Raw genomic sequence first — 21,417 nt, 5'->3', positions numbered from 1 at the left:
CCTCGTTATGATTGATAGCTACAGCAATTATGCGCGCTGGCGAACGGCTTCAAACAGACACACGCCTGTCGCAACCGACACATTCAGTGAAGACACGCTGCCCGCCATCGGAATACTGATCAATTCATCGCAGTGTTCACGAGTCAAACGACGCATACCTTCCCCTTCCGCACCCATCACCAGCGCCAGCGGCCCGGTCAGCTTGCTTTGGTACAGCGTATGATCCGCTTCACCCGCCGTGCCGACGATCCAGATATTACGTTCCTGCAACAGGCGCATTGTACGGGCAAGATTGGTCACGCTGATAACCGGTACGGTTTCCGCCGCACCACAGGCCACCTTCTTCACCGTCGCATTAAGCTGCGCAGAACGATCGCGTGGCACAATCACCGCATGCACGCCCGCCCCATCCGCATTACGCAGGCAAGCGCCCAGATTATGTGGATCGGTCACACCGTCCAATATCAGCAGGAAAGGCGTTTCCAGATTGTCTAACATCGCAGGCAGATCGTTTTCCTGATATTTCCGCCCTTCTTTGACTTTCGCTACGATCCCCTGATGCACCGCGTCTTCAGCCTGCTTATCCAGCCATTGGCGATTCGCCACTTGAATGACGATGCCCTGCGCTTCCAGCTCCGCAATCACGGACTGAAGGCGACGATCGTCGCGTCCTTTCAGAATAAAGACTTCCAGAAAACGCTGTGGATCGCGCTCAAGCAGTGCCTTAACCGCGTGGATACCGTAAATAATTTCGCTCATTGATACTCTTCAAATTGTGTAAAGCGAGATAACATTAGTCTTGCGGGTTGTAGAGACCGAAGTCTCTACAACGTCAAGCCATTCGTTATTCCTCAGATTTCTTCTTTGCTCGTTTAGCTTTCGTCGCGGCGGCGATTTTACGCGTTTTTTCCGCGTTCTTTTTCGCTTTATCGCGGTTCTTTTTCGGCTTGGCTTTTGGCTTATCCGATTTCGCGTTGCTATCGCCTTCTTTGCGGAAGGCGGCATCCGGCTCAAAGTTTGCCGGCGCTTTGCTCGCGCTGCGACGACGTCGAGCAGGCTTGGCCTCACGCGACTCCGGTTTCTTCACACGATCGCGTGCCGTTTTCCCTTCGCCACGTACCTTGCGCGTGCTGGAGATCAACGCAAAATCAATGTTGCGCTCATCCATATGAACCGCTTCAACACGAATTTCGACTTCATCACCCAGACGATAAACCTGCCCGCGCGATTCGCCGATCAGCCGCTGGCCAATATTATCGTAGCGGTAGTAATCATTATCCAGCGTGGAAACGTGCACCAGCCCATCGATAAACAGATCTTTCAGGCGTACGAAGAAGCCAAAACCGGTCACACTGGCGATAATCCCCGTAAAGACCTCACCCACGTGATCCTGCATAAAGTCGCATTTCAGCCAGTCCGCCACATCACGCGTGGCTTCATCCGCACGGCGCTCCGTCATCGAGCAATGCATGCCCAGCTGTAGCATTTCATTCATGTCGCTATGCCAGCCGCCCGTTGACGTCCAGCGCTCATGACGATCGCTTAGCAGATACTTAATGGCGCGGTGCAACGACAGGTCTGGATAACGACGAATCGGTGACGTGAAATGGCCGTAAGACGTTAATGCCAGACCGAAGTGGCCGCGGTTCTCAGGGTCATAAATCGCCTGCTTCATTGAGCGCAGCAGCATCGTTTGCAGCATTTCCCGATCGGGACGGTCAGCCAACTCATTCATCAATTCTGCGTAATCTTTCGGCTGTGGCTTCATGCCGCCTTTCAGCGTCAGCCCCAGTTCGCCCAACACGCTACGCAGGGCTAAGACATGGTCTTCACTCGGCTGATCGTGCACGCGGAACAGCGCTGGCTCTTCGTTTTTCTCCACAAATTTCGCGGCAGAGATATTCGCCAGAATCATGCACTCTTCGATCAGTTTGTGCGCATCGTTACGCACCACCGCTTCCACACGATCGATACGGCGTTCAGCGTTGAAAATGAACTTCGCCTCTTCCGTTTCAAATGCGATGCCGCCACGCACTTCACGCGCGTGCTCAAGCGCCTTGTACATGCGGTGCAGCTCTTCCAACCCACCGACCAGCGGCTTGTAGTGCTCGCGCAGTTCGGCGTCGCCTTGCAGAATATTCCACACTTTGGTGTAGGTCAGGCGCGCATGTGAACTCATCACTGCTTCATAGAACTTATAGGACGACAGCTTACCCTGCGCCGAAACGGTCATTTCACAGACCATACACAGGCGATCAACCTGCGGGTTAAGCGAACAGAGTCCGTTCGACAGCACTTCTGGCAGCATCGGTACCACCTGCGACGGGAAGTACACCGAGGTGCCACGCGCCCGCGCTTCATGGTCGAGTGGCGTATTCGGCCGAACGTAATAGCTCACGTCCGCAATCGCAACCCATAAGCGCCAGCCACCGCCGCGTTTCGGCTCACAGTGCACCGCGTCATCGAAATCGCGAGCATCTTCGCCGTCAATCGTGACCAGCGGCAGCTTACGCAGATCCACACGGCCTTTTTTCGCGGCTTCCGGCACTTCTTCGGACAGATCCTTTACCTGTTCTTCCACTTTAGGCGGCCAGGTGTGCGGAATATCATGGGTACGCAGAGCGATATCTACCGCCAGCCCGGTGCCCATGTTGTCACCGAGGATCTCGACGATCTTACCCACCGCTTTCGTGCGGCGCGTGGCGCGTTGCGTCAGCTCAACCACCACCACGAAGCCCATACGAGCGCCGTTAATTTCTTCTTTCGGGATCAGAATATCGAAGCTCAGTCGGCTGTCATCCGGTACGACGAACCCGACACCGGCATCGACAAAATAGCGGCCGACAATTTGCCCGGTACGCGGTTCCAGCACGCGTACAATACGCCCTTCACGGCGTCCTTTACGATCCGCACCCAGCGGCTGTGCCAACGCAACATCGCCGTGAATCGTCCGTTTCATCTCTTCAGCCGACAGATAAAGATCGTCTTTACGGCCTTCCACGCGCAGGAAGCCAAAACCATCGCGGTGACCAATGACCGTACCGCGCAGCAGATCGAGCTTTTCCGGCAACGCATAGCACTGGCGGCGGGTAAAGATAAGCTGACCATCACGCTCCATCGCACGCAGGCGACGGCGCAGCGCTTCGAGCGCTTCTTCTCCGGTTAATTGCAGGTCGGTGGCTAATTCTTCCCGGCTAATCGGGGTATCGCGCTTGGCGATGTGCGCCAAAATATATTCACGACTGGGGATGGGGGATTCGTATTTTTCTGCTTCTCGTTCCAGGAATGGATCTTGTGACATTGCGGTTCCTCCGTTGTCATCAGCAGGAGGCTGAACAAAACTCATTCAACCAACAATAATTTATAAAGCGGCGGGTTTTCTTTGACCATATCAGCCAGCGTGTATTGATCCAGCTCATGCAGGAAATTTTGTACCGCTTGTTGAAGCACCTGCTTTAAGCGACAGGCTGGCGTAATGTGGCAAAATTCATGGCTACAGTTAACCAGCGTCAGTGGTTCCAATTCGCGCACGACATCGCCAATTCGGATGGTTTCTGCCGGTTTTCCAAGACGGATACCGCCATTCTTGCCGCGCACGGCCATCACCAACCCAGCACGACTAAGTTGATTGATAATTTTGACCATATGATTACGGGACACGCCATACACTTCCGTTACTTCCGAAATGCTGGTCATTTTCCCGCTCGGCAGCGATGCCATGTAAATCAGCGCCCGCAAACCATAATCCGTAAAACTTGTTAACTGCACATAAACCTCGGATACCTCTGGGTATCATTAACTGGCGTATTGAGTACGCCCCTGAAAAACCAACGCTATTAACAGATAATAAACCAGGCGTAAACGCTACGGCTAATTATTTATACCCTTTGCGTTGCGAGAAACCCGTGTGAGAGAAGCCTGTGTTACGGGAAGCTCTCGCTTATGCCCTTCTTGCCCGCCCCTTTTTACACCTGCCATAGCTTTTTAATTTTATCTCACCGCAACACAGATAACGTATTCTCTTCCGTTGCACACACCACATCCAATGATGACTGGGTTATCACCCACGAAGGCGGCGTAAGGAAAAGGACACCATGGGGTTGAAAAATATTTCTATTCGTACCGGCTTATTAACGTTATTGCTGCTAACGACCCTGTTGCTGCTTATCGTCAGCAGCATGGGCGTGGTTGCCATTAAGAAAGACAGGGAAACGCTGACAGCACAAAACCAGATTCAGGGCATTGAGCTGGGTAACCTGATGAGCGGCTATAACCAGACGCTCAGCGCGAGAGCCTCGGCAACGCTCGCCGTCAGGAAAATCGAGATCGGCCTGCTGGACGACGGTGCCAAGGAAACCGGAGTCGTAGAGAAACATCTTCACCAATCGCAGGAAGACATTGAACGCGTGATCAAATCGGCCAATGCCGATCCCAAACAGCAGGCGCTGGCGCAGGACGTGTTGAAAACCTATCAGGCTTATTTTCAGCAGGGTATGACCCCGATGCTGAGTGCACTGCAAAAACAGTATACCGACGAATATTATGAAGTTCTGGAAAAACAGCTCGGCCCGCTGAGTGAAGCCTTTGATTTGTCGATCCAGAATTTCCGTCAGTATGCTCAGCAACTTTCCGAACAGGGTCTGGCACAGTCCGAGAGCAATGAACGCGTTATGCTGCTGCTCATTGCTATTGCCAGCCTGTTGTCTATCACGCTGGTGGCATTAGCCTGGGTCGCGCTACGGCACATGCTGCTCAAACCGCTGGACTATGCGATTGAGCAGTTGGAGCAGGTTGCTGGCGGTAATCTGACGCGCCGCCTGATTCAAGGCGGAGACAACGAGCTGGGTCGGCTCAATGATGCTATCGGTCGCATGCAGGGTGCGCTGCTGGAGTCGGTCAGTCAGGTGCGCGATGCCAGCACGCAAATCGATCTCGGTAGCCGCGAACTGTTTGAAGAAAACGCTCAGCTGTCCCAACGTACTGAGGAATCCGTTGCCGCGCTGGAACAGACGGCAGCGAGCATGGAGCAATTGAGCGCGACGGTGAAACTCAATGCCGATCACGCGGAACTCGCGCATCAGCTCGCCAATAACGTCTCGAACACCAGCAGCCGCAGCAACGAGTCTGTCTGTTACGTCATTGAAAAAATGCAGGAGATCGCCACCAGCGCCAAGCGCATCAATGACATTCTCAGTGTCATTGACGGCATCGCGTTTCAGACCAACATTCTTGCTCTGAATGCCTCCGTCGAGTCCGCGCGCGCAGGCGAACAAGGTAGAGGCTTTGCCGTCGTCGCCGGAGAAGTGCGTAATCTGGCGCAGCATAGCGCACAGGCGGCGAAAGAGATCCGCGCATTGATTTTAGATTCCCAGACACGCGTGTCCGAAGGGCTTGAATTAGCCTCTAAAGCAGGTGAAACCATGGATGAAGTGACCGACGAAATCATCCGTATTACACAGCTGATGCGAGACATTTCCACTGCAACGCAAGAACAGCATCGCGGTATTGAGCAGGTTAACGTCGCCTTCACACAGATCGATAAGGTCGCTCAACACAACGCGCAGCTCGTCAAAGCCTCATCGGCGACGACGCAGTCGCTGGAGCAGCAGTCTCAGCAGTTGATGCGGTCCATGGCGCTGTTTCAGGTCGATCCTCGCCTTTCCTAATCTACGGGTATATTGCACCGCCTGTAGTCAGCCCAGCGTTGACTACAGGCATCCCCCGCAGATAGCTCCGCTTTCGCCTATTCCCTAAAAAATCGAATAAATAATGAGAGAAGGCAGGAACCCTTTTCCCTCCCGATACACCTATTTCATAGGTATACTTTCAGATAATTTGAGTATTATTTTTTTACCGCTATTCTCTGTTTTTACACATGAGCGTATAAATAGAGTTTCTGCGTGAAAGCGGAAAAATAAATTACGGCAATGCATTGAATAAAAAGACAATGAGAGACATCTCTTATTGGTAATATTCACCATGCGTTTTAGTCTATTAATTATGTCTCGATATAATATTTATTAATTTAATTAATAGCGCGCTATTTTATTAATTCGACCCATTGGTTTTCGCGTACAAAAAAGGGGACTGCCAATCACCCGATAACATCACAGATGGCATCATGATAAAACGGATGCCTCTGACAACTGCGAATCAAGGGTAAAGACAGAAAGAATATAGGCAAATATAAACATGAATAATCAGTCAGTTGATGTTGATTTGATTACCAGGTTTGACAATGAAGCCAAACTGCACGCATTCAATTCCGTTTATGCCATCGCCGAATTCGACCTGGCAGGGAAACTGATTGAAGCCAATCCTCTTTTTTGCAAAATGCTGGGCTATAAAAAAGAAGACATTATTCAGAAAAGCCACACGCTTTTTATGCCAGAAGCGCAGCGCCAAAAACACGATCATTTCTGGCACGATGTGATTAAAGGGAATATCAACACAGGGGAATTCCAACGGAAAACCCAAAAAGGAGACATTATTTGGCTCCACGCCGCCTATACGCCCATTATTGATCATTCGGGTCGCCGTGTTGGCGTCATAAAATTGGCGCTTGATATTACGCAGGAAAAGCGTCTGATGTCGGATCACCGGGCACAGCTAGACGCGATTGAGAATTCGCAAGGCGTGATCGAGTTTGATAAAGACGGCTATATCACCCACGCCAATAAACACTACCTGATGCTGACGGGCTACGAAGAGAAAGAAATTCTCGGCCTGCATCACAAATCGCTGTGCGATCCCATCTATACCGAACAAGCCGACTACCAAACATTCTGGGAAACCTTGCATCGCGGTCATCCCATCAGCGGCCGTTTCCACCGACTGGGCAAAGACAACCACTCATTCTGGATACAGGCGACTTACAGCCCAGTTATGGATAGCGACGGTAATGTGAGAAAAATCATTAAATATGCTCACAACATCACGCAAAACGTCGAAACCGAAAAGAAAGCCCATCAGCAAGGCATCATTCTCGATATCCTGCTGTCAGTCCACGACAGCTTTCTGCTCGACCACAATCTGCCTTCCGCCTGCGATAAAGTCTTTGAGCGGCTACTGAGCGTCACCAACAGCACCTTCGGCTTCATTGCCACATTGCAGGAAGATGAAGACGGCCAGTCGCTCTATCTTCCCGCGATCTCCAACCTTGCCTGGGATGACGAAACCCTGAACTGGTACAGGCACCAGCGCAGAACCCACGGCGGCTTGAGGCTCCGTAAGCTGGATAATCTGTTTGGCCACGTGGTGACCCACAATACGGTGGTGTGCACCAATAACCTACTGAGGCAAAAGGCTGGCCGAGATCTCCCGCCTATCCATCCCGCGCTGTATTCCCTGCTTGGGATTCCAATCACCCACAACGGCAAAGCGATCGGGATGATCGCGCTGGCGAATCGTCGGGAAGGTTACGATCAAACGATGATCGAGCTCTTGGCACCGCTGGTGAAAACGCTCGGCATCATTATTCACGCGCGTTCGCTTGAGGATGAACGTACACAGATAGAAGCGTCTCTGCGCTTTAACGCAGGGCATGATTTTCTTACCGGACTGCCGAATCGCAGCAGCTTCTTCGAGCAGGCCAGCGCTTTCTTTCTCCTCAAGCAGCAAAGCCAGTACACGGACAAAAGCTGTCTGGCGATTATCGATATCGATTTATTCAAAAACATTAACGATCAATACGGCCATCTGGCTGGTGATGCCGTCCTCAAAGAGCTGGCGATGCTCATGCGCATGTCACTCCGTCAGGAAGATCTGGTCGCCCGCCTCGGCGGAGAAGAGTTCATCATTCTGTTAAAAGATGTCTCTTACCAAACGGCGGTGGTCACGATTGAGCGTATTCGACAAGCGATTGAGCAACATACGCTGGAATACGATCGCCAGAATCTGCGTTTCACGATTAGCGCGGGCATTGCCGCCTACTGTTCCGATCTTGCGTCCGTTGAGGACTGGATTCAGTTAGCCGATGAAAAGCTCTATTCAGCTAAACGGCAAGGTCGCAACTGTGTGAAATAAGCCCATCCCGACAGCGCTGCTGGTAGCTTTGCTCGAACGTTTGCATTCCCGCAGCGGCTCCGGTTTGAATCAGGCCGGGAAGCTGGTGCGTTTTCCCTTCCCGAATCAGGTTACTGACTGCCGCTGTGGCAGTCAGCACTTCATACAGTGCGATTCGCCCACCTTGCGCAGCGGGCAATAATTTTTGCGTCACCACCGCCTGCAAACAGGTGGCTAACTGGCTGCGAACATAGGCTTTCTCTTCACCGGGAAAGACATCAATCAAACGGTCGACCGCCTGCGATGCACTACGTGTATGCAGCGTCGACAACACCAGATGACCGGTTTCCGCCGCCGTCAGCGCCAACCGAATCGTCTCCGTATCACGCAGCTCTCCCAGCAGAATGACATCGGGATCCTCCCGTAATGCAGCCCGTAGCGCCTGTGCAAACGACGCACTGTGTGCACCAATCTCCCGCTGCTGAATCAGGCAGCGTCGACTGGCATGGATAAACTCGATCGGATCCTCCAGCGTAATCACATGGCGATCGCTGCTGTCGTTTAACGCCCCAAGCATGGCCGCCAGCGTCGTGGATTTACCGCTCCCCGTCGCACCGGTAATCAGGATCAGTCCGTTCGGCTTCTCCAGCAGCGTCGATAGAACGGGAGGTGCCTGTAGCGCTTCCAATGAAGGTTGAGCGGACGGGATAATACGCAGCGCCGCAGACAGCCCTTCCCGCTGGCGAAACACATTCACCCGCAGGCGTTGCCCATCGGGCAGCATTAACGCGCCGTCCACCTGCCCACTCTGCCGCAGTTGCTCATTCTGAGTGGGTTCAAGCCAGCTATCGCACCATTGTGCCATCTGTTCCGGCGTTAAACGTGGTAAGGTATTTTCAGGCTGTAGCCGCCCGTCCACACGCAACACTGGCGGGTGACCGCTACAAAGGTGCAGATCCGAGGCATTATGTTTTACACTACGCGCCATCCACTCATCCAACTCCATAGATAACCTCCTGAATAACCATGACGACAATCCAGCAGAATCTACAGGACATCCGGCAGCAAATCGCCACTGCCGCTGCGCATTGCGCGCGGGCACCAGAAGAAATTACGCTACTTGCAGTCAGTAAAACCAAACCTGTGAGCGCGATCGAAGAAGCTATTGCGGCAGGGCAACGGGCGTTTGGCGAGAACTATGTTCAGGAAGGCGTGGAGAAGATCCATTATTTCCAGAAAAACCACCCGGACACGCCGTTGGCGTGGCACTTTATCGGCCCGCTACAGTCAAACAAAAGTCGACTGGTGGCCGAGAATTTTGATTGGTTTCACACCGTGGATCGCCTGCGTATCGCACAGCGTTTGAGTGAACAACGCCCAGCTACCTTGCCACCGCTAAACGTTCTGTTGCAGATTAATATCAGCAGCGAACCGAGCAAATCAGGCATTATGGTCGCTGAATTGGCAGAGCTTGCCGCCAGCGTCGCCGCACTGCCCAACCTGCGTCTGCGTGGCCTGATGGCGATTCCGGCACCGGAAACCGATTACGAGCAGCAGTTGGCTGTTTTCAAACAAATGGCCGCACTGTTGCAAACGTTGTCCGCAAATTATCCGCATATTGATACACTTTCTATGGGGATGACGGACGACATGCGCGCAGCGATTACCGCGGGCAGCACGCTGGTGCGTATTGGTACGGCAATTTTTGGCGCGCGCGACTATTCAGCAAAAGGTGCCTAAACAGCAGAGTACACGCTGAGCGGCACGTCATCTTTGACAGAATACAAACGGAACAGGTGATTAGCGATAATGCAGATGCAGCAACGTAAAATAGCGTTTATTGGTGCCGGAAACATGGCGCAGGCCATTATCGCCGGATTGGTCAACGGCGGTTATCCCGCTCAACACATCAGCGTCTGCGCGCCTTCGGGTAAGAACCGCGATGCGCTGGCTGCACAGTATGGCGTGATCAGCAGCGCGGACAATGTCCGCTGCGCTCAGGAAGCGGACGTCATTGTGCTGGCCGTCAAACCGCAGATGATGGCAACGGTTTGCGAACCGCTGCGTGAACAGGTCAATTTCAGCGGTAAGCTGGTGCTGTCGATTGCCGCAGGCATCAACGTCGCACGTTTTCAGGCGCTGCTGGGCGAACCGCTGAATATCGTACGGATTATGCCAAACACGCCGTCTCTGGTCGGTAAAGGCATGAGCGGAATGTATGCCCCCGCCTCCGTCAATCAGGCTGATAAAGACTTCACCGCACAGCTGATGCAGAGCGTCGGTAAAATTTGCTGGGTGGATAGCGAATCAGGCATTAACGGCGTGATCGCCGCAGCGGGCAGCGCACCGGCCTATTTCTTCCTGTTTATGGAAGCGATGCAGCAGGAAGCTATCCGTCAGGGGTTCAGCCAGGAAACGGCCCGCCTGTTGGTGCAGCAGGCTGCGTCCGGCGCTGCCGCGCTGGTTGAAGCCAACCCGGATACGCCGCTGTCGACCCTGCGGGAGAATGTCACCTCCAAGGGCGGCACCACGGCAGAAGCCCTGCGGGTGTTTAACGAACAGCAGTTGACGCAAACCGTGGCCGAGGCCATGCAGGCGGCAATTGCTCGCGCACAGGAAATGGAAACGCTTTTTTAACCAAAGCGGGTTCCCCGATTCTTTATCTTATTAAGGAAAAGACGTACTTATGCTCACCCTGACTTTTCTGGTCAAAACGCTGGTCGACCTCTATGTAATGGTCCTGCTGCTGCGCATCTGGATGCAGTGGTCACGCAGCGATTTTTATAACCCGCTGTCGCAGTTTGTCGTCAAAATCACCCAGCCGATTGTCGGGCCACTGCGCCGCATTCTGCCGTCGTTAGGGCCGATTGACAGCGCCTCGCTGCTACTGGCCTTTATTCTCACGACGATCAAATATCCGTTACTGCTGTTGATTCAGGTTGGCGCGATTTCACTTAGCCCAATGAACCTGCTGGTCGGGCTGATTTCGCTGATTAAATCCGCGGGCTATCTGGTTTTCTGGGTCATCATCATCCGTTCTATCATGAGCTGGGTCAGTCAGGGCCGTAGCCCAATCGAGTTCCTGCTGCACCAGTTGACCGAGCCGCTGATGGCACCGCTCCGCCGCGTTATTCCGGTTATGGGCGGCATTGATTTCTCCGCGATGGCCGTCATTCTGATTCTGTATATGCTCAACTATCTGGGCATGGACCTGTTCCCGGGGCTGTGGTTCCTGCTGTGAGTGCCATTACCCGCCACGGCGATGCGCTGGTGATTCGGCTGTATATTCAGCCGAAAGCCAGCCGAGATCAGATCGTGGGTTTGCATGGCGACGAACTGAAAGTCGCCATTACCGCACCGCCGGTGGATGGGCAGGCCAATGCCCATCTGACCAAATTTCTCGCCAAACAGTTTCGGGTCGCCAAGAGCCTGGTCGTGATTGAAAAAGGCGAACTCGGGCGGCATAAACAGATTAGAATTACCCATCCGCAACACATCCCGGCTGACGTCGCGGACTTCATTGAATAAATACGCAGGACAAGACGATGCAAAAAGTGGTTTTGGCTACCGGAAACCCCGGTAAAGTGCGCGAGCTCGCCAGCTTGCTGGCCGATTTCGGTCTGGATATTGTGGCTCAAACCGAGCTGGGCGTGGATTCCGCCGAAGAAACCGGCCTGACCTTTATCGAAAATGCCATCCTGAAAGCACGTCATGCGGCACAAATCACGGGACTGCCGGCGATTGCCGATGATTCCGGGCTGGCTGTCGATGCACTGGGCGGTGCACCGGGCATTTACTCAGCGCGCTATGCGGGTGTGGATGCCAGCGACCAGCAAAATCTGGATAAGCTGCTGCTGACACTAAAAGACGTACCGGACGAACAGCGCCGCGCCAGCTTCCACTGCGTGCTGGTTTATCTGCGCCACGCGGAAGACCCGACGCCGATTGTCTGCCACGGTTGCTGGCAGGGTGTGCTGACGCATGAAGCGGCGGGCAGCGGCGGCTTCGGCTATGATCCGATCTTCTTCGTGCCTGAGTTGGGTAAAACGGCAGCGGAACTGACGCGTGAAGAGAAGAACGCGCAGTCTCACCGCGGTCAGGCGCTGCGCCTGCTGCTGGATGCGCTACGCAATGCTTAAGCTTCCCCCGCTCAGCCTGTACATTCATATTCCGTGGTGCGTACAAAAATGCCCGTACTGCGACTTCAACTCTCACGCACTGAAAGGCGACGTGCCGCATCAGGAATATGTCGATCACCTGCTGGCGGATCTGGACGCCGATTTGCCACTGGCAAGCGGTCGTGAACTGCACTCGATCTTTATCGGCGGCGGCACGCCCAGCCTGCTGAGCGCGGAAGCGATGCAGGCGCTGCTCGACGGCGTGCGGGCGAGAATTCAGCTAACAACGGATGCCGAAATTACGATGGAGGCCAATCCCGGAACGGTTGAAGCCGACCGTTTCAGCGGCTATCAGCGCGCGGGGATTAACCGCATCTCCATCGGCGTGCAGAGTTTCGATCCGCAAAAGCTAACGCGCCTCGGACGTATTCACGGCCCGGACGAGGCCAAGCGAGCTGCGCACCTGGCGACCGCTCTGGGATTACGCAGCTTTAATCTGGATCTGATGCACGGCTTGCCGGATCAATCGCTGGACGAAGCGCTGGACGACCTGCGTCAGGCCATTGCGCTCAATCCGCCGCATTTATCGTGGTATCAGCTGACGATTGAACCCAATACGCTGTTTAGCTCGCGCCCGCCGACGCTGCCGGACGACGACGCGCTGTGGGACATCTACGAGCAGGGTCACGCGTTACTGAGCGCGGCGGGTTACCAGCAATATGAAACCTCCGCCTACGCCAAGCCGGGCTACCAGTGCCAACACAACCTGAACTACTGGCGCTTCGGTGACTATTTGGGGATTGGCTGCGGGGCACACGGCAAGCTGACTTTCAGCGACGGCCGTATTCTGCGCACGGTCAAAGTCCGCCATCCGCGTGGCTATATGCAGGGCACGTATCTGGATAAGCAACACGACGTCGCCAACGACGATCGGCCTTTTGAGTTTTTCATGAACCGCTTTCGCCTGCTGGAAGCCGCACCGCGCGAAGATTTCACGGCATACACTGGTCTGGAAGAACACAGCATCCGCCCGCAGTTGGATCAGGCAATGGCACAAGGCTACCTGACGGAAACCGCCACGCACTGGCAAATCACCGAACACGGCAAACTGTTCCTGAATTCCCTGCTGGAGCTGTTTCTGGTGGAAGAAGAGTAATCATTCCGTGGGCAGGTTTTCTCTGGTAAACCTGCCCATTACTTCTCACCCGATTTCTCCTTTTGCAATGCTTACCATGCCTTCATCAGTCGCAGGACATTGTGAGACATCTTAAGTAGCTATGAACCATTTTCAGCGGCTATAAGTAGCATTAGCTCAGACTTGATTCGCGGGCAGAACACCATCAAATCTGACAGGCTGCATTGAGTGAGGAGTAGACGTTTCTCTAGTACCAGTGCGTTAGACTATGGGGAACAAGTCAAGTGCCCCATGCGAAAAACAACAAATCGCTTTTTACAGCAGGTGGTTCAATAGGACTTCTTAGATGACTATTTCAATTGGTCATGCGCATTTATTGAACAATGAAAAAGTTGTCGCAATCTGAATCGACAGTTAGAGTTAAGTCAGAATCGTCAGGCCTGACTTTGAGTGTACTGGAATCATCATGATTTAAACCTTGATTATCGCTATGAGGACGCCAATAAACATCGGTACAAAGCAGCAACACTTCTCCGTCTTGCCAGTTAAAATTTACTTGGTCTGGCAATGTAAAGCGCCGGGCTTTTAGAACTCGTGTGAGGAAACTAGCGTAGCTATCATCTAGCCTAGGGAAAGTGTTAACAATAATATGGGGCTCATTAACCCAGTTAATGTCACAGTGATTGCTGATGCCCAATCTGCAATCGCCGACATAAATAACCTCTCCGCTACGATCTTTTAAGTCAATGTCAATCAGAGTATAACTGGCACTCTCGGTAAGATAGTCAGGGATTAGTGTCCTGTGAATGTCTTTCAGAAGCGACACGACTGATTCATGTTCTTGCTTTATGTAGCTCTTTAAAAGAGTTTTTGCCCAATATTCAGCCAGGCAACTGGGTGCTTTACCTTTATCTAAGGCATCAACAATAACCGCAGAAAAATGGTTATTATTTGCTCTGATAGCCACATAATCATTATTGTTCTTACGTGAGAAGCCTTTTTGACTTTTCCATGAAATATCCATTAGCATGAAGTCCTGATCACTATATCTTCAATGCGCTCAAATATAATGCGCTCACGCTGGGGACTGTTGTTACTTTGACTGCTCACTGCATACTCAAAATTACTGTCTTCCAGCAGTTGGCTAAGTTGCTCTGAGATAAACGCCTTAACTGTATCTGATGAATTGCTCAGTTCACTGATTAATTCCTCACGCCCGTCGATTAAGTTTATGATGTCCTCAATATCGCGGCTTGTTAATGCGTCTCCCTTACCTCTGCCAAGCCAGGCTTCAAGTTTGGTGGCAACAAAATAGTCCGGAGAAACAAGCTTTATAGTGATGTCTTCATTAAGTTGATAATCAAAAGAATTTTCCATGGCTTCTTTATACCATCTGTTGCTGAAACCCAGAATAGATTCATCATCTGGCATAATATCCACACGCAGTTCATTCAATTGCATTGCACAAATGGGGATGTCTTCACCTTTATCTGGGGCAACAATCTTGAATCCTTTCTTCTTTAATTCCTCCTGAAGAGCATTATATTTTGTATAACTAATTACATGAACAATTAAGTCCACATCATCTGTATGCCGGACTTGCTCTGCAGTGACCTCATCCGTCAGTAAAAGTGCTGTTGTACATCCTCCAACAAAAGTGACCTGCTTCACCAAATCAGATCCTAAAGCAAGAGCTACCTCGACCAGCATACGGTGTTGTTGTTTAGCTTCCATGGTCACATCTCCGTAAACATCTTTTCCAGCATATTTGCGGCCAAACCCGCTTCACGCTGATTTCCGAGCCTGATAGCATCCACGAGAGCAAGCATGGCATATAAATCACCATCCTGCCGGACAGCATAAGGAACAGAATGAAATAAAGGCATCACTTTCAATCCTTTACTTTTTGCCCTTTCATCAGGCCAGACCGCGATTAACTCACCCGAGCTGAACAGCTTTTCATTTAACACAGGGGCAGAAAAAGAGGTGGCTATCCCGCGAGTCAATTCTCCCATCCTGACGGGGAAGACATACCTTATCCCGTAGATAACAAATTCAAGCAGGGATTTCTTATTTGTTCTCGGCACACCATATTTACGGTCTTTTTTGGCAAGACCAATATCCGTACATCGCCGAATAGAATCTGCTATTTGTGTTTTACTTATACCCGTAATTTTTTCTAGGCCACGAACGGTATAAAGGCTCTCACGGTAAGCTTCAATTTCACTAAATTCAATGATTCCTTTCTGCTTCAACTCCTCTTCTTCTGTGATGTCCCAGTCCTGCCATAATTCAGGCCGTGGCCTTAAATTTTCGGCACCGTTTAGATGCTTTTCCTGACGTTGCAGCGATACCAGCTTCAGCAACAACAAAATATCTTGACCTTTCATATCACCCCACAACTCTACGTCCCCCGTCCCCCGTCCCCCGTCCCGGGACATAGGACAACGTTGGATCTTTTAAAGAAATAAAGCAAGTGAAATTTCCGGTTGAACCATCTCAGGGAGAATGGGGCGAGGTTTGTTACTGACCTCGTTCATCCGCAGGCAGAGGCATGGGAGATGATCTTAACACGGCGTAATGTTCAACCTCCGTTTAGGCACAGAATTACCAGTGAGATTAAATTTAGCTCTGTACAGTAACAGCACCAGCTCAGCTCCGAGCTAACACACATCAGCAGCAACATAATCTCAAACAATATCAGTCGGTTCAGACCATACGAGGATTGAATTTTTACCTGCGGTTATGACACAGTAGAAACCTATCACGCTCTGTTTATCAACAACCTGCGGGTAACGATGATGAAACGTATAACAACGATCGTAGTAGCGGTGCTGGTCACAGCAACATTGAGCGGCTGTAACACCACGCGCGGCTTTGGCCAGGATGTGCAGAAGTTAGGTAGTAAAATCTCCCACGCCGCCAGCTAACCCACCGTCAAATAACAAAAAACCGGCCATACGTTAGCCGGTTTTTTGTTTAAGCCACAATCCCAATAACTTCCGCTACATGCCCCTCTAAAACGAATGAATTTCCAGAACAAACGACAACATTCTGGATTTAATCTTTTCATTTTTATGATGTTACGCGCGTAAAGAATCACGCAGAGACGAACATGACCGCCGGATGAACGGCATGGATGCCGTGAAAGCCAGCGCCGCGTCGGGAGCGCGTCGCTGGTGGTCCGGGCAGCGGGCATGAGCGTCGAAGGCACCGCGAAGCGGCGTGATTCCCCGCAAGAAGCCTGGGGTCACGGGGCAGCGGCGATTGAGTTGCACCGTGTCGGGCGCATACGGCAACGGTTGCAAAGATAGCCTTAATCAACGCGCACGAAACATTTATGGTACTGACAGAATGCTAAATCTAGGTTTTTAGGAATCCCTAATTTCAGAACGCCGATAGCATATCAATATGTGGAATGCCGTCTTCGTCGTACACCTCACCGGTCGCCACAAAGCCGAACGCGCCGTAGAACGATTGCAGATGAGCCTGCGCGGACAGGAACAGATGCTTTTGCGGCCAGTGGCGTGCGCAGGCGATCAGCGTGTGTTCCATCAACTGATGCCCCAAGTGTTGCCCACGGGCATGCGGTGCGACAATCACGCGCCCAATCGTTACCACATCGTTGTTCGGATGAGGCGCGAGCAGCCGGGCACAGGCGGCCAGCTTGCCGTCACGGTACGCCGTAATATGGCGATTGCCGTCCACCAGATCGCGGCCATCAATATCCAAATAGGGACAGGTTTGCTCGACCACGAATACCTGATTGCGCAGCGCCAATATGTCATGCAGTGAATACACGTTAAGGTCTGCCACATCCCAGTCATGCCATATCAAACTCATACCTTTCCCCATTACACAATGTGTTCATTACACGAGACGTTTATTCTTTACCTGCGCCGACGGAACGATCGCGGCGCTTAGCCAGAATCAGCCATGCCCACAGCAGCGCAATTGACAGCGCAAACAAGACGCCAAAGCCAACCCCGATGGCGATAACCGACACACCCAATTTTACCACCAGAGAATAGAGCCCCAGCATTAACAGCATAGCGCCGTTCTCACCCAAATTCTGTACGGCGATCGCATTCCCCGCCCCGACACTGGCCTTCCCACGTTCCTGCAACAGCGCATTCAGCGGGACGATAAAGAACCCACCGAGCGCCCCCAGCAGAATCAGCAGCGAATAGGCGCTAATGAGGTTGTGCTGAAGCGTGAAAATCACCACCACCACACCGATCAGGAACCCCGCAGGCAGACAGCGCCGTACATTATCGAGCGTCACCAGCTTCGCGGCCGCACCCGCACCCGCCACGATGCCCACGGCGACCATCGCGTTAAGCAGAGTTGGCGTTGCATTGTCGGTGATGCCGAGCGCATGCGGCACCCACAGCACCAGCAGAAAGCGCAGCGTCACACCCGCGCCCCAGAACATACTGGTGCCGATCAGCGAGAGTCGGGCATCGCCATCGCGCCACAACACCCGACAGGCAGAAAAGAAGCTGCTCGCCATCTGCACCGGATGCCACGGCTGTCCTGGCCGCGCCGCGTTGAGACGAGGAATCAGCATATTCGCCCCCAGCGCTATGCCGTAAGCCACCGCACAAACCGACAGCGCCCCGTAAATGTTCCAGTCTGCCAGCACGCCGCCTGCGACTGAACCGGTCAGGATCGCCGCAATCGTCGAGGCTTCCATCAGACCATTCGCTTTGACCAACTGGCCGCCACGCGTGATCTCACCCAAAATGCCGTATTTCGCTGGGGAATACGCGGCTGCACCAATCCCCACCAGCGTGTACCCCAGAAACGGATTCCCGCCCACGCAAATCAGCAGCGCGCCCGCCAGCTTCAGGGTATTGGCGAACATCATCACCTGCCCTTTGGAGAAGCTGTCCGCAATTTGCCCGACAAACGGTGCCAGAATGATGTACGCGGCGACAAACCCCATCTGCAAAAACGGCTGGCTCCAGTCGGGATACACCAGCTGTTTGATCAGCGCTAACGTGGCAAACAGCAGCGCGTTATCGCCAAACGCGGAGAAGAACTGCGCGATAATCACCGCGCTCATACTGCGCGACAGCAAAGGCGTCGCGGGTTCAGTCTGTTGACTCATGCATTCGGCTCCGACGCATTAGTTGCTGGTTCTTCGGCCATCTGGCGCAGCGTGACAAAGTCAGGCTTGCCGCTGCCGAGTAGTGGTAAAGCTTTCACATAGCGAATATCGCGCGGCACCGCCAGTTCCGGTACGCCGCTGCTGCGCGCCTGCGCAAGCAATGCGTCACGGGTTATCTGGTTGTCCGTCGTAAACAGCACCAGCGCCTCGCCTTTGCTGCTGTCACTTTTCGCACTGGCCGCATGCTGCGCTTCCGGCGATATCTTCACCGCCAGCTGTTCTACGCTTTCGAGCGAGACCATCTCCCCCGCCAGCTTGGCAAAGCGCTTCACGCGGCCAATGATGGTGCAGAAGCCTCTTTCATCCAGCTCGACGATATCGCCGGTGTCATACCAGCCCTGTTGCAACTCGCCTTGAGCATTTTCTGCCGCAGGCGCTTCGAGCACGCCGGGGTTTTCCACCCGCAGATAGCCCTTCATGATATTCGGCCCGCGCAGCTGTAGACGGCCACCGCGCGTGATGCCCGGGACCGTAATCAAACGCGATTCGATTTCCGGCAACAGCTTGCCGACGGAATGAATTTTCGTCGCCATCGGCACGTTGATCGCCACCACTGGCGCGCACTCAGTCACGCCGTAGCCTTCCAGAATGCGGATACCAAATTTATCCTGCCAGACCTGACGCGTGCTTTCAGACAGCTTTTCTGCCCCGGCAACCACATAGCGCAGACGAGCAAAATCATACGGATGGGCAAAGCGCGCATAGTTGCCTAAGAACGTTGACGTCCCGAACAGCACGGTGCAGTTCTGGTCATAAACCAACTCCGGCACGATGCGATAGTGCAGCGGGCTGGGATAAAGGAACACGCGAGCGCCCGTCATCAGCGGCGTTAACAGCCCCACCGTCAGACCAAACGCATGGAACAGCGGCAGCGCGGACATAAAGCGGTCGCGCGGCGTGAAATCCGCCACCGTACGAATCTGCTCAACGTTCGCCAGCAGGCTGTCATGGGAATGCACGACGCCTTTCGGATTCCCCTCAGAACCGGAGGTAAACAGCACGATAGCCGCATCGTCAGGCTTCTGCGGCAGCATCGCGCGGGCAGGAAACAGCAGATGAAACAGGATCCACAGCTTATCCGTCAGCGTCACCGTGTCTTTCAAATCTTCCAGATAGACCCAGTTGGCCTCGCTAACCTGCTTCGGCAGATCTGTCAGCTTGCCCTTTTCAAGAAACTGGCGAGACGTGACGATGGTTTTGATCCCCGCCGCTTTCATTGCACTTTGTAGCCCTTTCGCGCCAGCGGTGTAGTTCAGCATGGCAGGAATACGGTTACGCAGCGATGCACCCAGGATGGATGCTGCGGTAATGGTCGCGTTGGGCAACAGCATGCCGACATGTTCATCGGCGCGGGTGAAGCGCTGCAAAATGCGCGACACGCCCAGCGATTTTTTCAGTAAGCCCTGATAGCTGTCTTCATTGAATGAGATATCCGCAATGCTGGGGGAGGAGCGCCCGTAACGGGTTCTCGCGGCCAGAAAAGCCTGATACAGCGTGTGCTGCGGACGCGTATCCATCCGCGCCGTCATCATAATCTGGTGCAAATGCTCACCGGCCAGCGCGCGGCGTTCTCTGGCACTGCTGGCTGCCGGCATCGGCAACGTGGTGGGGGGCAAATACGTGATCGTAATCTGCGGGAGGCAGCGGCGTTTAAAGACGCCCGCCAGCCGACCAAACAGCGTCAATTCTGCGCCATCAATGCGCACGGGAATGATCGTCGCCCCGGATTTCGCCGCGACAAACGCCGCACCGCTGTAAATCTTCATCAGCGATCCGGTTACGCTGATCCGCCCTTCCGGGAAAACCACGACGGGCTGGCCGCGTTCGATCACCTTGATCAGCCCTTTGATCGCCAGAGGCTTGGCGGGATCTAACGGCACGAAATCGATATACGGCTTCAGCCAGCGCATAAACCAGCGATCGGAAATGGAGGAGTACACGGCAAAGACGGGCTTTATCGGTAAGAATAACGCCAGCAAAACGCCATCAAGGAACGAGACGTGATTAGGGGTAATGAGCAATTTGGATTGCTGAAACTGGCTGCTGTCGCCCTCGATCCGGATGCGGTACAGACGCTGGAACACCCAACGTAACAGGGTATGAATCATGCCTTCTCCCAATAGACAGATAAACGGGCAGCTTGCTGAAGCGCAAAAACCACCAAGCGATACGTCAAAATACTACATATGCACCATACTTCAAGCGACGGGTACGCGGCTGAACACGAAGATTGCCGACGGCACAGCATTCACATCGCCTTAAAATGACTGGAAATAACGAAAGCGGGAAATTCAGGCAAAAAAAAACCTACGCATCCGCGTAGGTTGGTGTAATCAAATGATTCCAATGTACAGAGTACATCGGCATATCACCAATCAATACCTCTGGGACTTGTAACTCTAAAGATCGTCACCTCTCATCACCAGCGATGAATCGAAAGAGTTATTCTATAAGTGCAACCAACTGTAAGATTCTGGTGAATCATGTAAGGCAGCCGTCTTTTAGCGCGTTTTCTCGCTTGATAGTGACTGGTGATACAGGCGCACGGCTTTGTCCGGGTAGTCCAGCCCGTCGCCGATGTAACGCCAGCCGTGTTTTTCGTAATAGCCACTAAACGTGGCGAACAAATAGAGATCGTCAAAACCCTGACGGCGGCAGAAATCCAGTACGTGCTGTTGCAGCGCGATGCCCAGCCCTTTGTCACGCTGGCTTTCTTCCACGTACAACGATGCCAGCCAGGGCGTCAGATCCTGTCGGCTGATTAAATCGCAGCGCCATAATCCCACCGTCCCGACTAAACGCTCACCCTCCAGCGCGATAAACGTCAGCGGCAGCGCCTCTGGGTTCAGGCTATTGCGCACCACGCTGGCAAAGAATTCACGGCTGTTCTGGCTGCCGAACGCCTGCCATATCCAGTCGATCACCTGTTCCTGATGCTGGGGATGATCCGCCAGATAAACAATCTTCACGCTAGAAATATCCGCCAT

The 21,417-nt window shown here is 53.1% G+C and carries 20 protein-coding genes; 9 read left to right on the top strand and 11 right to left on the bottom strand.

Annotated features, from left to right (window positions below; translation table 11 throughout):
- Window positions 1-27: 27 nt before the first annotated feature.
- From rlmB to nsrR, 3 genes are all read right to left on the bottom strand, one after another.
- A complete protein-coding gene (gene rlmB, locus QWJ20_RS14205; protein ID WP_109412526.1) occupies window positions 28-759 on the bottom strand; it encodes a 23S rRNA (guanosine(2251)-2'-O)-methyltransferase RlmB in 732 nt (243 codons plus the stop codon).
- Window positions 760-844: 85 nt separating this feature from the next.
- Window positions 845-3,301 (bottom strand): ribonuclease R, encoded by a 2,457-nt coding sequence (gene rnr / locus QWJ20_RS14200; protein WP_095992813.1) that lies wholly within the window; start codon window positions 3,299-3,301, stop codon window positions 845-847.
- Window positions 3,302-3,342: 41 nt separating this feature from the next.
- Window positions 3,343-3,768, bottom strand: a complete 426-nt coding sequence (nsrR, locus tag QWJ20_RS14195) for a nitric oxide-sensing transcriptional repressor NsrR (RefSeq protein ID WP_005974824.1) — start codon at window positions 3,766-3,768, stop codon at window positions 3,343-3,345.
- Between the two features lie 326 nt (window positions 3,769-4,094).
- Between nsrR and QWJ20_RS14190 the strand changes: the two genes are divergently transcribed.
- Window positions 4,095-5,666 carry a methyl-accepting chemotaxis protein gene (locus QWJ20_RS14190; RefSeq protein ID WP_095700493.1) on the top strand — a complete coding sequence of 524 codons (1,572 nt, stop codon included), beginning with the start codon at window positions 4,095-4,097 and terminating at the stop codon, window positions 5,664-5,666.
- Window positions 5,667-6,192: 526 nt separating this feature from the next.
- Window positions 6,193-8,025 (top strand): sensor domain-containing diguanylate cyclase, encoded by a 1,833-nt coding sequence (locus QWJ20_RS14185; RefSeq protein WP_433992793.1) that lies wholly within the window; start codon window positions 6,193-6,195, stop codon window positions 8,023-8,025.
- Here the strand turns inward: QWJ20_RS14185 and QWJ20_RS14180 are convergent.
- Window positions 7,994-9,010 (bottom strand): type IV pilus twitching motility protein PilT, encoded by a 1,017-nt coding sequence (locus QWJ20_RS14180; protein ID WP_433992792.1) that lies wholly within the window; start codon window positions 9,008-9,010, stop codon window positions 7,994-7,996. The two genes, QWJ20_RS14185 and QWJ20_RS14180, sit on opposite strands and share 32 nt — an antisense overlap.
- Before the next feature lie 20 nt (window positions 9,011-9,030).
- Between QWJ20_RS14180 and QWJ20_RS14175 the strand changes: the two genes are divergently transcribed.
- The 6 genes from QWJ20_RS14175 (at window position 9,031) to hemW (ending at window position 13,278) form a co-directional block, all read left to right on the top strand.
- A complete protein-coding gene (locus tag QWJ20_RS14175; RefSeq protein ID WP_109412531.1) occupies window positions 9,031-9,744 on the top strand; it encodes a YggS family pyridoxal phosphate-dependent enzyme in 714 nt (237 codons plus the stop codon).
- Window positions 9,745-9,819: 75 nt separating this feature from the next.
- Window positions 9,820-10,641, top strand: coding sequence for a pyrroline-5-carboxylate reductase (proC, locus tag QWJ20_RS14170; RefSeq protein WP_349718909.1), 822 nt, complete (start codon window positions 9,820-9,822; stop codon window positions 10,639-10,641).
- 49 nt (window positions 10,642-10,690) lie between these two features.
- A complete protein-coding gene (locus tag QWJ20_RS14165; protein WP_039486302.1) occupies window positions 10,691-11,245 on the top strand; it encodes a YggT family protein in 555 nt (184 codons plus the stop codon).
- Window positions 11,242-11,532 carry a DUF167 family protein YggU gene (gene yggU, locus QWJ20_RS14160; protein ID WP_010279110.1) on the top strand — a complete coding sequence of 97 codons (291 nt, stop codon included), beginning with the start codon at window positions 11,242-11,244 and terminating at the stop codon, window positions 11,530-11,532. Before QWJ20_RS14165 ends, yggU begins: the two co-directional genes overlap by 4 nt.
- 17 nt (window positions 11,533-11,549) lie before the next feature.
- Window positions 11,550-12,143, top strand: coding sequence for an XTP/dITP diphosphatase (locus QWJ20_RS14155; protein ID WP_433992791.1), 594 nt, complete (start codon window positions 11,550-11,552; stop codon window positions 12,141-12,143).
- Window positions 12,136-13,278, top strand: a complete 1,143-nt coding sequence (gene hemW / locus QWJ20_RS14150) for a radical SAM family heme chaperone HemW (protein ID WP_433992790.1) — start codon at window positions 12,136-12,138, stop codon at window positions 13,276-13,278. Before QWJ20_RS14155 ends, hemW begins: the two co-directional genes overlap by 8 nt.
- A 352-nt stretch (window positions 13,279-13,630) precedes the next feature.
- On the opposite strand, the gene QWJ20_RS14145 is transcribed toward hemW, so the two are convergent.
- The 3 genes from QWJ20_RS14145 to QWJ20_RS14135 are packed head-to-tail and all read right to left on the bottom strand — an operon-like array spanning window position 13,631 to window position 15,647.
- Entirely contained in the window at window positions 13,631-14,281 is a 651-nt protein-coding gene (locus QWJ20_RS14145; protein WP_433992789.1) for a hypothetical protein, read from the bottom strand.
- Window positions 14,281-14,991, bottom strand: coding sequence for a hypothetical protein (locus QWJ20_RS14140; protein WP_226308319.1), 711 nt, complete (start codon window positions 14,989-14,991; stop codon window positions 14,281-14,283). The genes QWJ20_RS14145 and QWJ20_RS14140 overlap by 1 nt, the downstream gene beginning before the upstream one ends.
- Before the next feature lie 2 nt (window positions 14,992-14,993).
- The gene (locus QWJ20_RS14135) at window positions 14,994-15,647 is read right to left on the bottom strand and encodes a hypothetical protein (protein WP_226308318.1); all 654 of its coding nucleotides are present in this window, start codon (window positions 15,645-15,647) and stop codon (window positions 14,994-14,996) included.
- A 411-nt stretch (window positions 15,648-16,058) separates the two neighbouring features.
- Between QWJ20_RS14135 and QWJ20_RS14130 the strand changes: the two genes are divergently transcribed.
- On the top strand, window positions 16,059-16,187 hold the full coding sequence (locus QWJ20_RS14130; protein ID WP_275209907.1) for an entericidin A/B family lipoprotein: 129 nt from the start codon (window positions 16,059-16,061) through the stop codon (window positions 16,185-16,187).
- A gap of 457 nt (window positions 16,188-16,644) precedes the next feature.
- Here the strand turns inward: QWJ20_RS14130 and QWJ20_RS14125 are convergent, their stop codons facing one another.
- The 4 genes from QWJ20_RS14125 to QWJ20_RS14110 form a co-directional block, all read right to left on the bottom strand.
- Window positions 16,645-17,100 (bottom strand): GNAT family N-acetyltransferase, encoded by a 456-nt coding sequence (locus tag QWJ20_RS14125; RefSeq protein ID WP_275209908.1) that lies wholly within the window; start codon window positions 17,098-17,100, stop codon window positions 16,645-16,647.
- 40 nt (window positions 17,101-17,140) lie between these two features.
- On the bottom strand, window positions 17,141-18,370 hold the full coding sequence (lplT, locus tag QWJ20_RS14120) for a lysophospholipid transporter LplT (RefSeq protein ID WP_433992788.1): 1,230 nt from the start codon (window positions 18,368-18,370) through the stop codon (window positions 17,141-17,143).
- Complete coding sequence (gene aas / locus QWJ20_RS14115) at window positions 18,367-20,538, bottom strand: bifunctional acyl-ACP--phospholipid O-acyltransferase/long-chain-fatty-acid--ACP ligase (RefSeq protein ID WP_433992787.1); 2,172 nt, start codon at window positions 20,536-20,538, stop codon at window positions 18,367-18,369. Before aas ends, lplT begins: the two co-directional genes overlap by 4 nt.
- 393 nt (window positions 20,539-20,931) lie before the next feature.
- A complete protein-coding gene (locus QWJ20_RS14110) occupies window positions 20,932-21,417 on the bottom strand; it encodes a GNAT family N-acetyltransferase (protein WP_233967893.1) in 486 nt (161 codons plus the stop codon).

Origin of the sequence: Pectobacterium sp. S5 (assembly GCF_051707265.1) — a bacterium.
Classification (GTDB): domain Bacteria; phylum Pseudomonadota; class Gammaproteobacteria; order Enterobacterales; family Enterobacteriaceae; genus Pectobacterium; species Pectobacterium polare.
The sequence above is the reverse complement of the archived record's forward strand: the minus strand, read 5'-3'. Positions and strand labels throughout refer to the sequence as shown.

Bases quoted from the DNA above. Each gene is read 5' to 3' on its own strand.
- QWJ20_RS14155 (WP_433992791.1), top strand. From the start codon at position 11,550: ATGCAAAAAGTGGTTTTGGCTACCGGAAACCCCGGTAAAGTGCGCGAG.
- QWJ20_RS14140 (WP_226308319.1), bottom strand. From the start codon at position 14,991: ATGGAAGCTAAACAACAACACCGTATGCTGGTCGAGGTAGCTCTTGCT.
- QWJ20_RS14110 (WP_233967893.1), bottom strand. From the start codon at position 21,417: ATGGCGGATATTTCTAGCGTGAAGATTGTTTATCTGGCGGATCATCCC.
- QWJ20_RS14125 (WP_275209908.1), bottom strand. From the start codon at position 17,100: ATGAGTTTGATATGGCATGACTGGGATGTGGCAGACCTTAACGTGTAT.
- QWJ20_RS14190 (WP_095700493.1), top strand. From the start codon at position 4,095: ATGGGGTTGAAAAATATTTCTATTCGTACCGGCTTATTAACGTTATTG.
- QWJ20_RS14130 (WP_275209907.1), top strand. From the start codon at position 16,059: ATGAAACGTATAACAACGATCGTAGTAGCGGTGCTGGTCACAGCAACA.
- QWJ20_RS14185 (WP_433992793.1), top strand. From the start codon at position 6,193: ATGAATAATCAGTCAGTTGATGTTGATTTGATTACCAGGTTTGACAAT.
- QWJ20_RS14145 (WP_433992789.1), bottom strand. From the start codon at position 14,281: ATGGATATTTCATGGAAAAGTCAAAAAGGCTTCTCACGTAAGAACAAT.
- aas (WP_433992787.1), bottom strand. From the start codon at position 20,538: ATGATTCATACCCTGTTACGTTGGGTGTTCCAGCGTCTGTACCGCATC.
- rnr (WP_095992813.1), bottom strand. From the start codon at position 3,301: ATGTCACAAGATCCATTCCTGGAACGAGAAGCAGAAAAATACGAATCC.
- lplT (WP_433992788.1), bottom strand. From the start codon at position 18,370: ATGAGTCAACAGACTGAACCCGCGACGCCTTTGCTGTCGCGCAGTATG.
- proC (WP_349718909.1), top strand. From the start codon at position 9,820: ATGCAGCAACGTAAAATAGCGTTTATTGGTGCCGGAAACATGGCGCAG.
- hemW (WP_433992790.1), top strand. From the start codon at position 12,136: ATGCTTAAGCTTCCCCCGCTCAGCCTGTACATTCATATTCCGTGGTGC.
- QWJ20_RS14135 (WP_226308318.1), bottom strand. From the start codon at position 15,647: ATGAAAGGTCAAGATATTTTGTTGTTGCTGAAGCTGGTATCGCTGCAA.
- QWJ20_RS14175 (WP_109412531.1), top strand. From the start codon at position 9,031: ATGACGACAATCCAGCAGAATCTACAGGACATCCGGCAGCAAATCGCC.
- QWJ20_RS14165 (WP_039486302.1), top strand. From the start codon at position 10,691: ATGCTCACCCTGACTTTTCTGGTCAAAACGCTGGTCGACCTCTATGTA.
- rlmB (WP_109412526.1), bottom strand. From the start codon at position 759: ATGAGCGAAATTATTTACGGTATCCACGCGGTTAAGGCACTGCTTGAG.
- QWJ20_RS14180 (WP_433992792.1), bottom strand. From the start codon at position 9,010: ATGGAGTTGGATGAGTGGATGGCGCGTAGTGTAAAACATAATGCCTCG.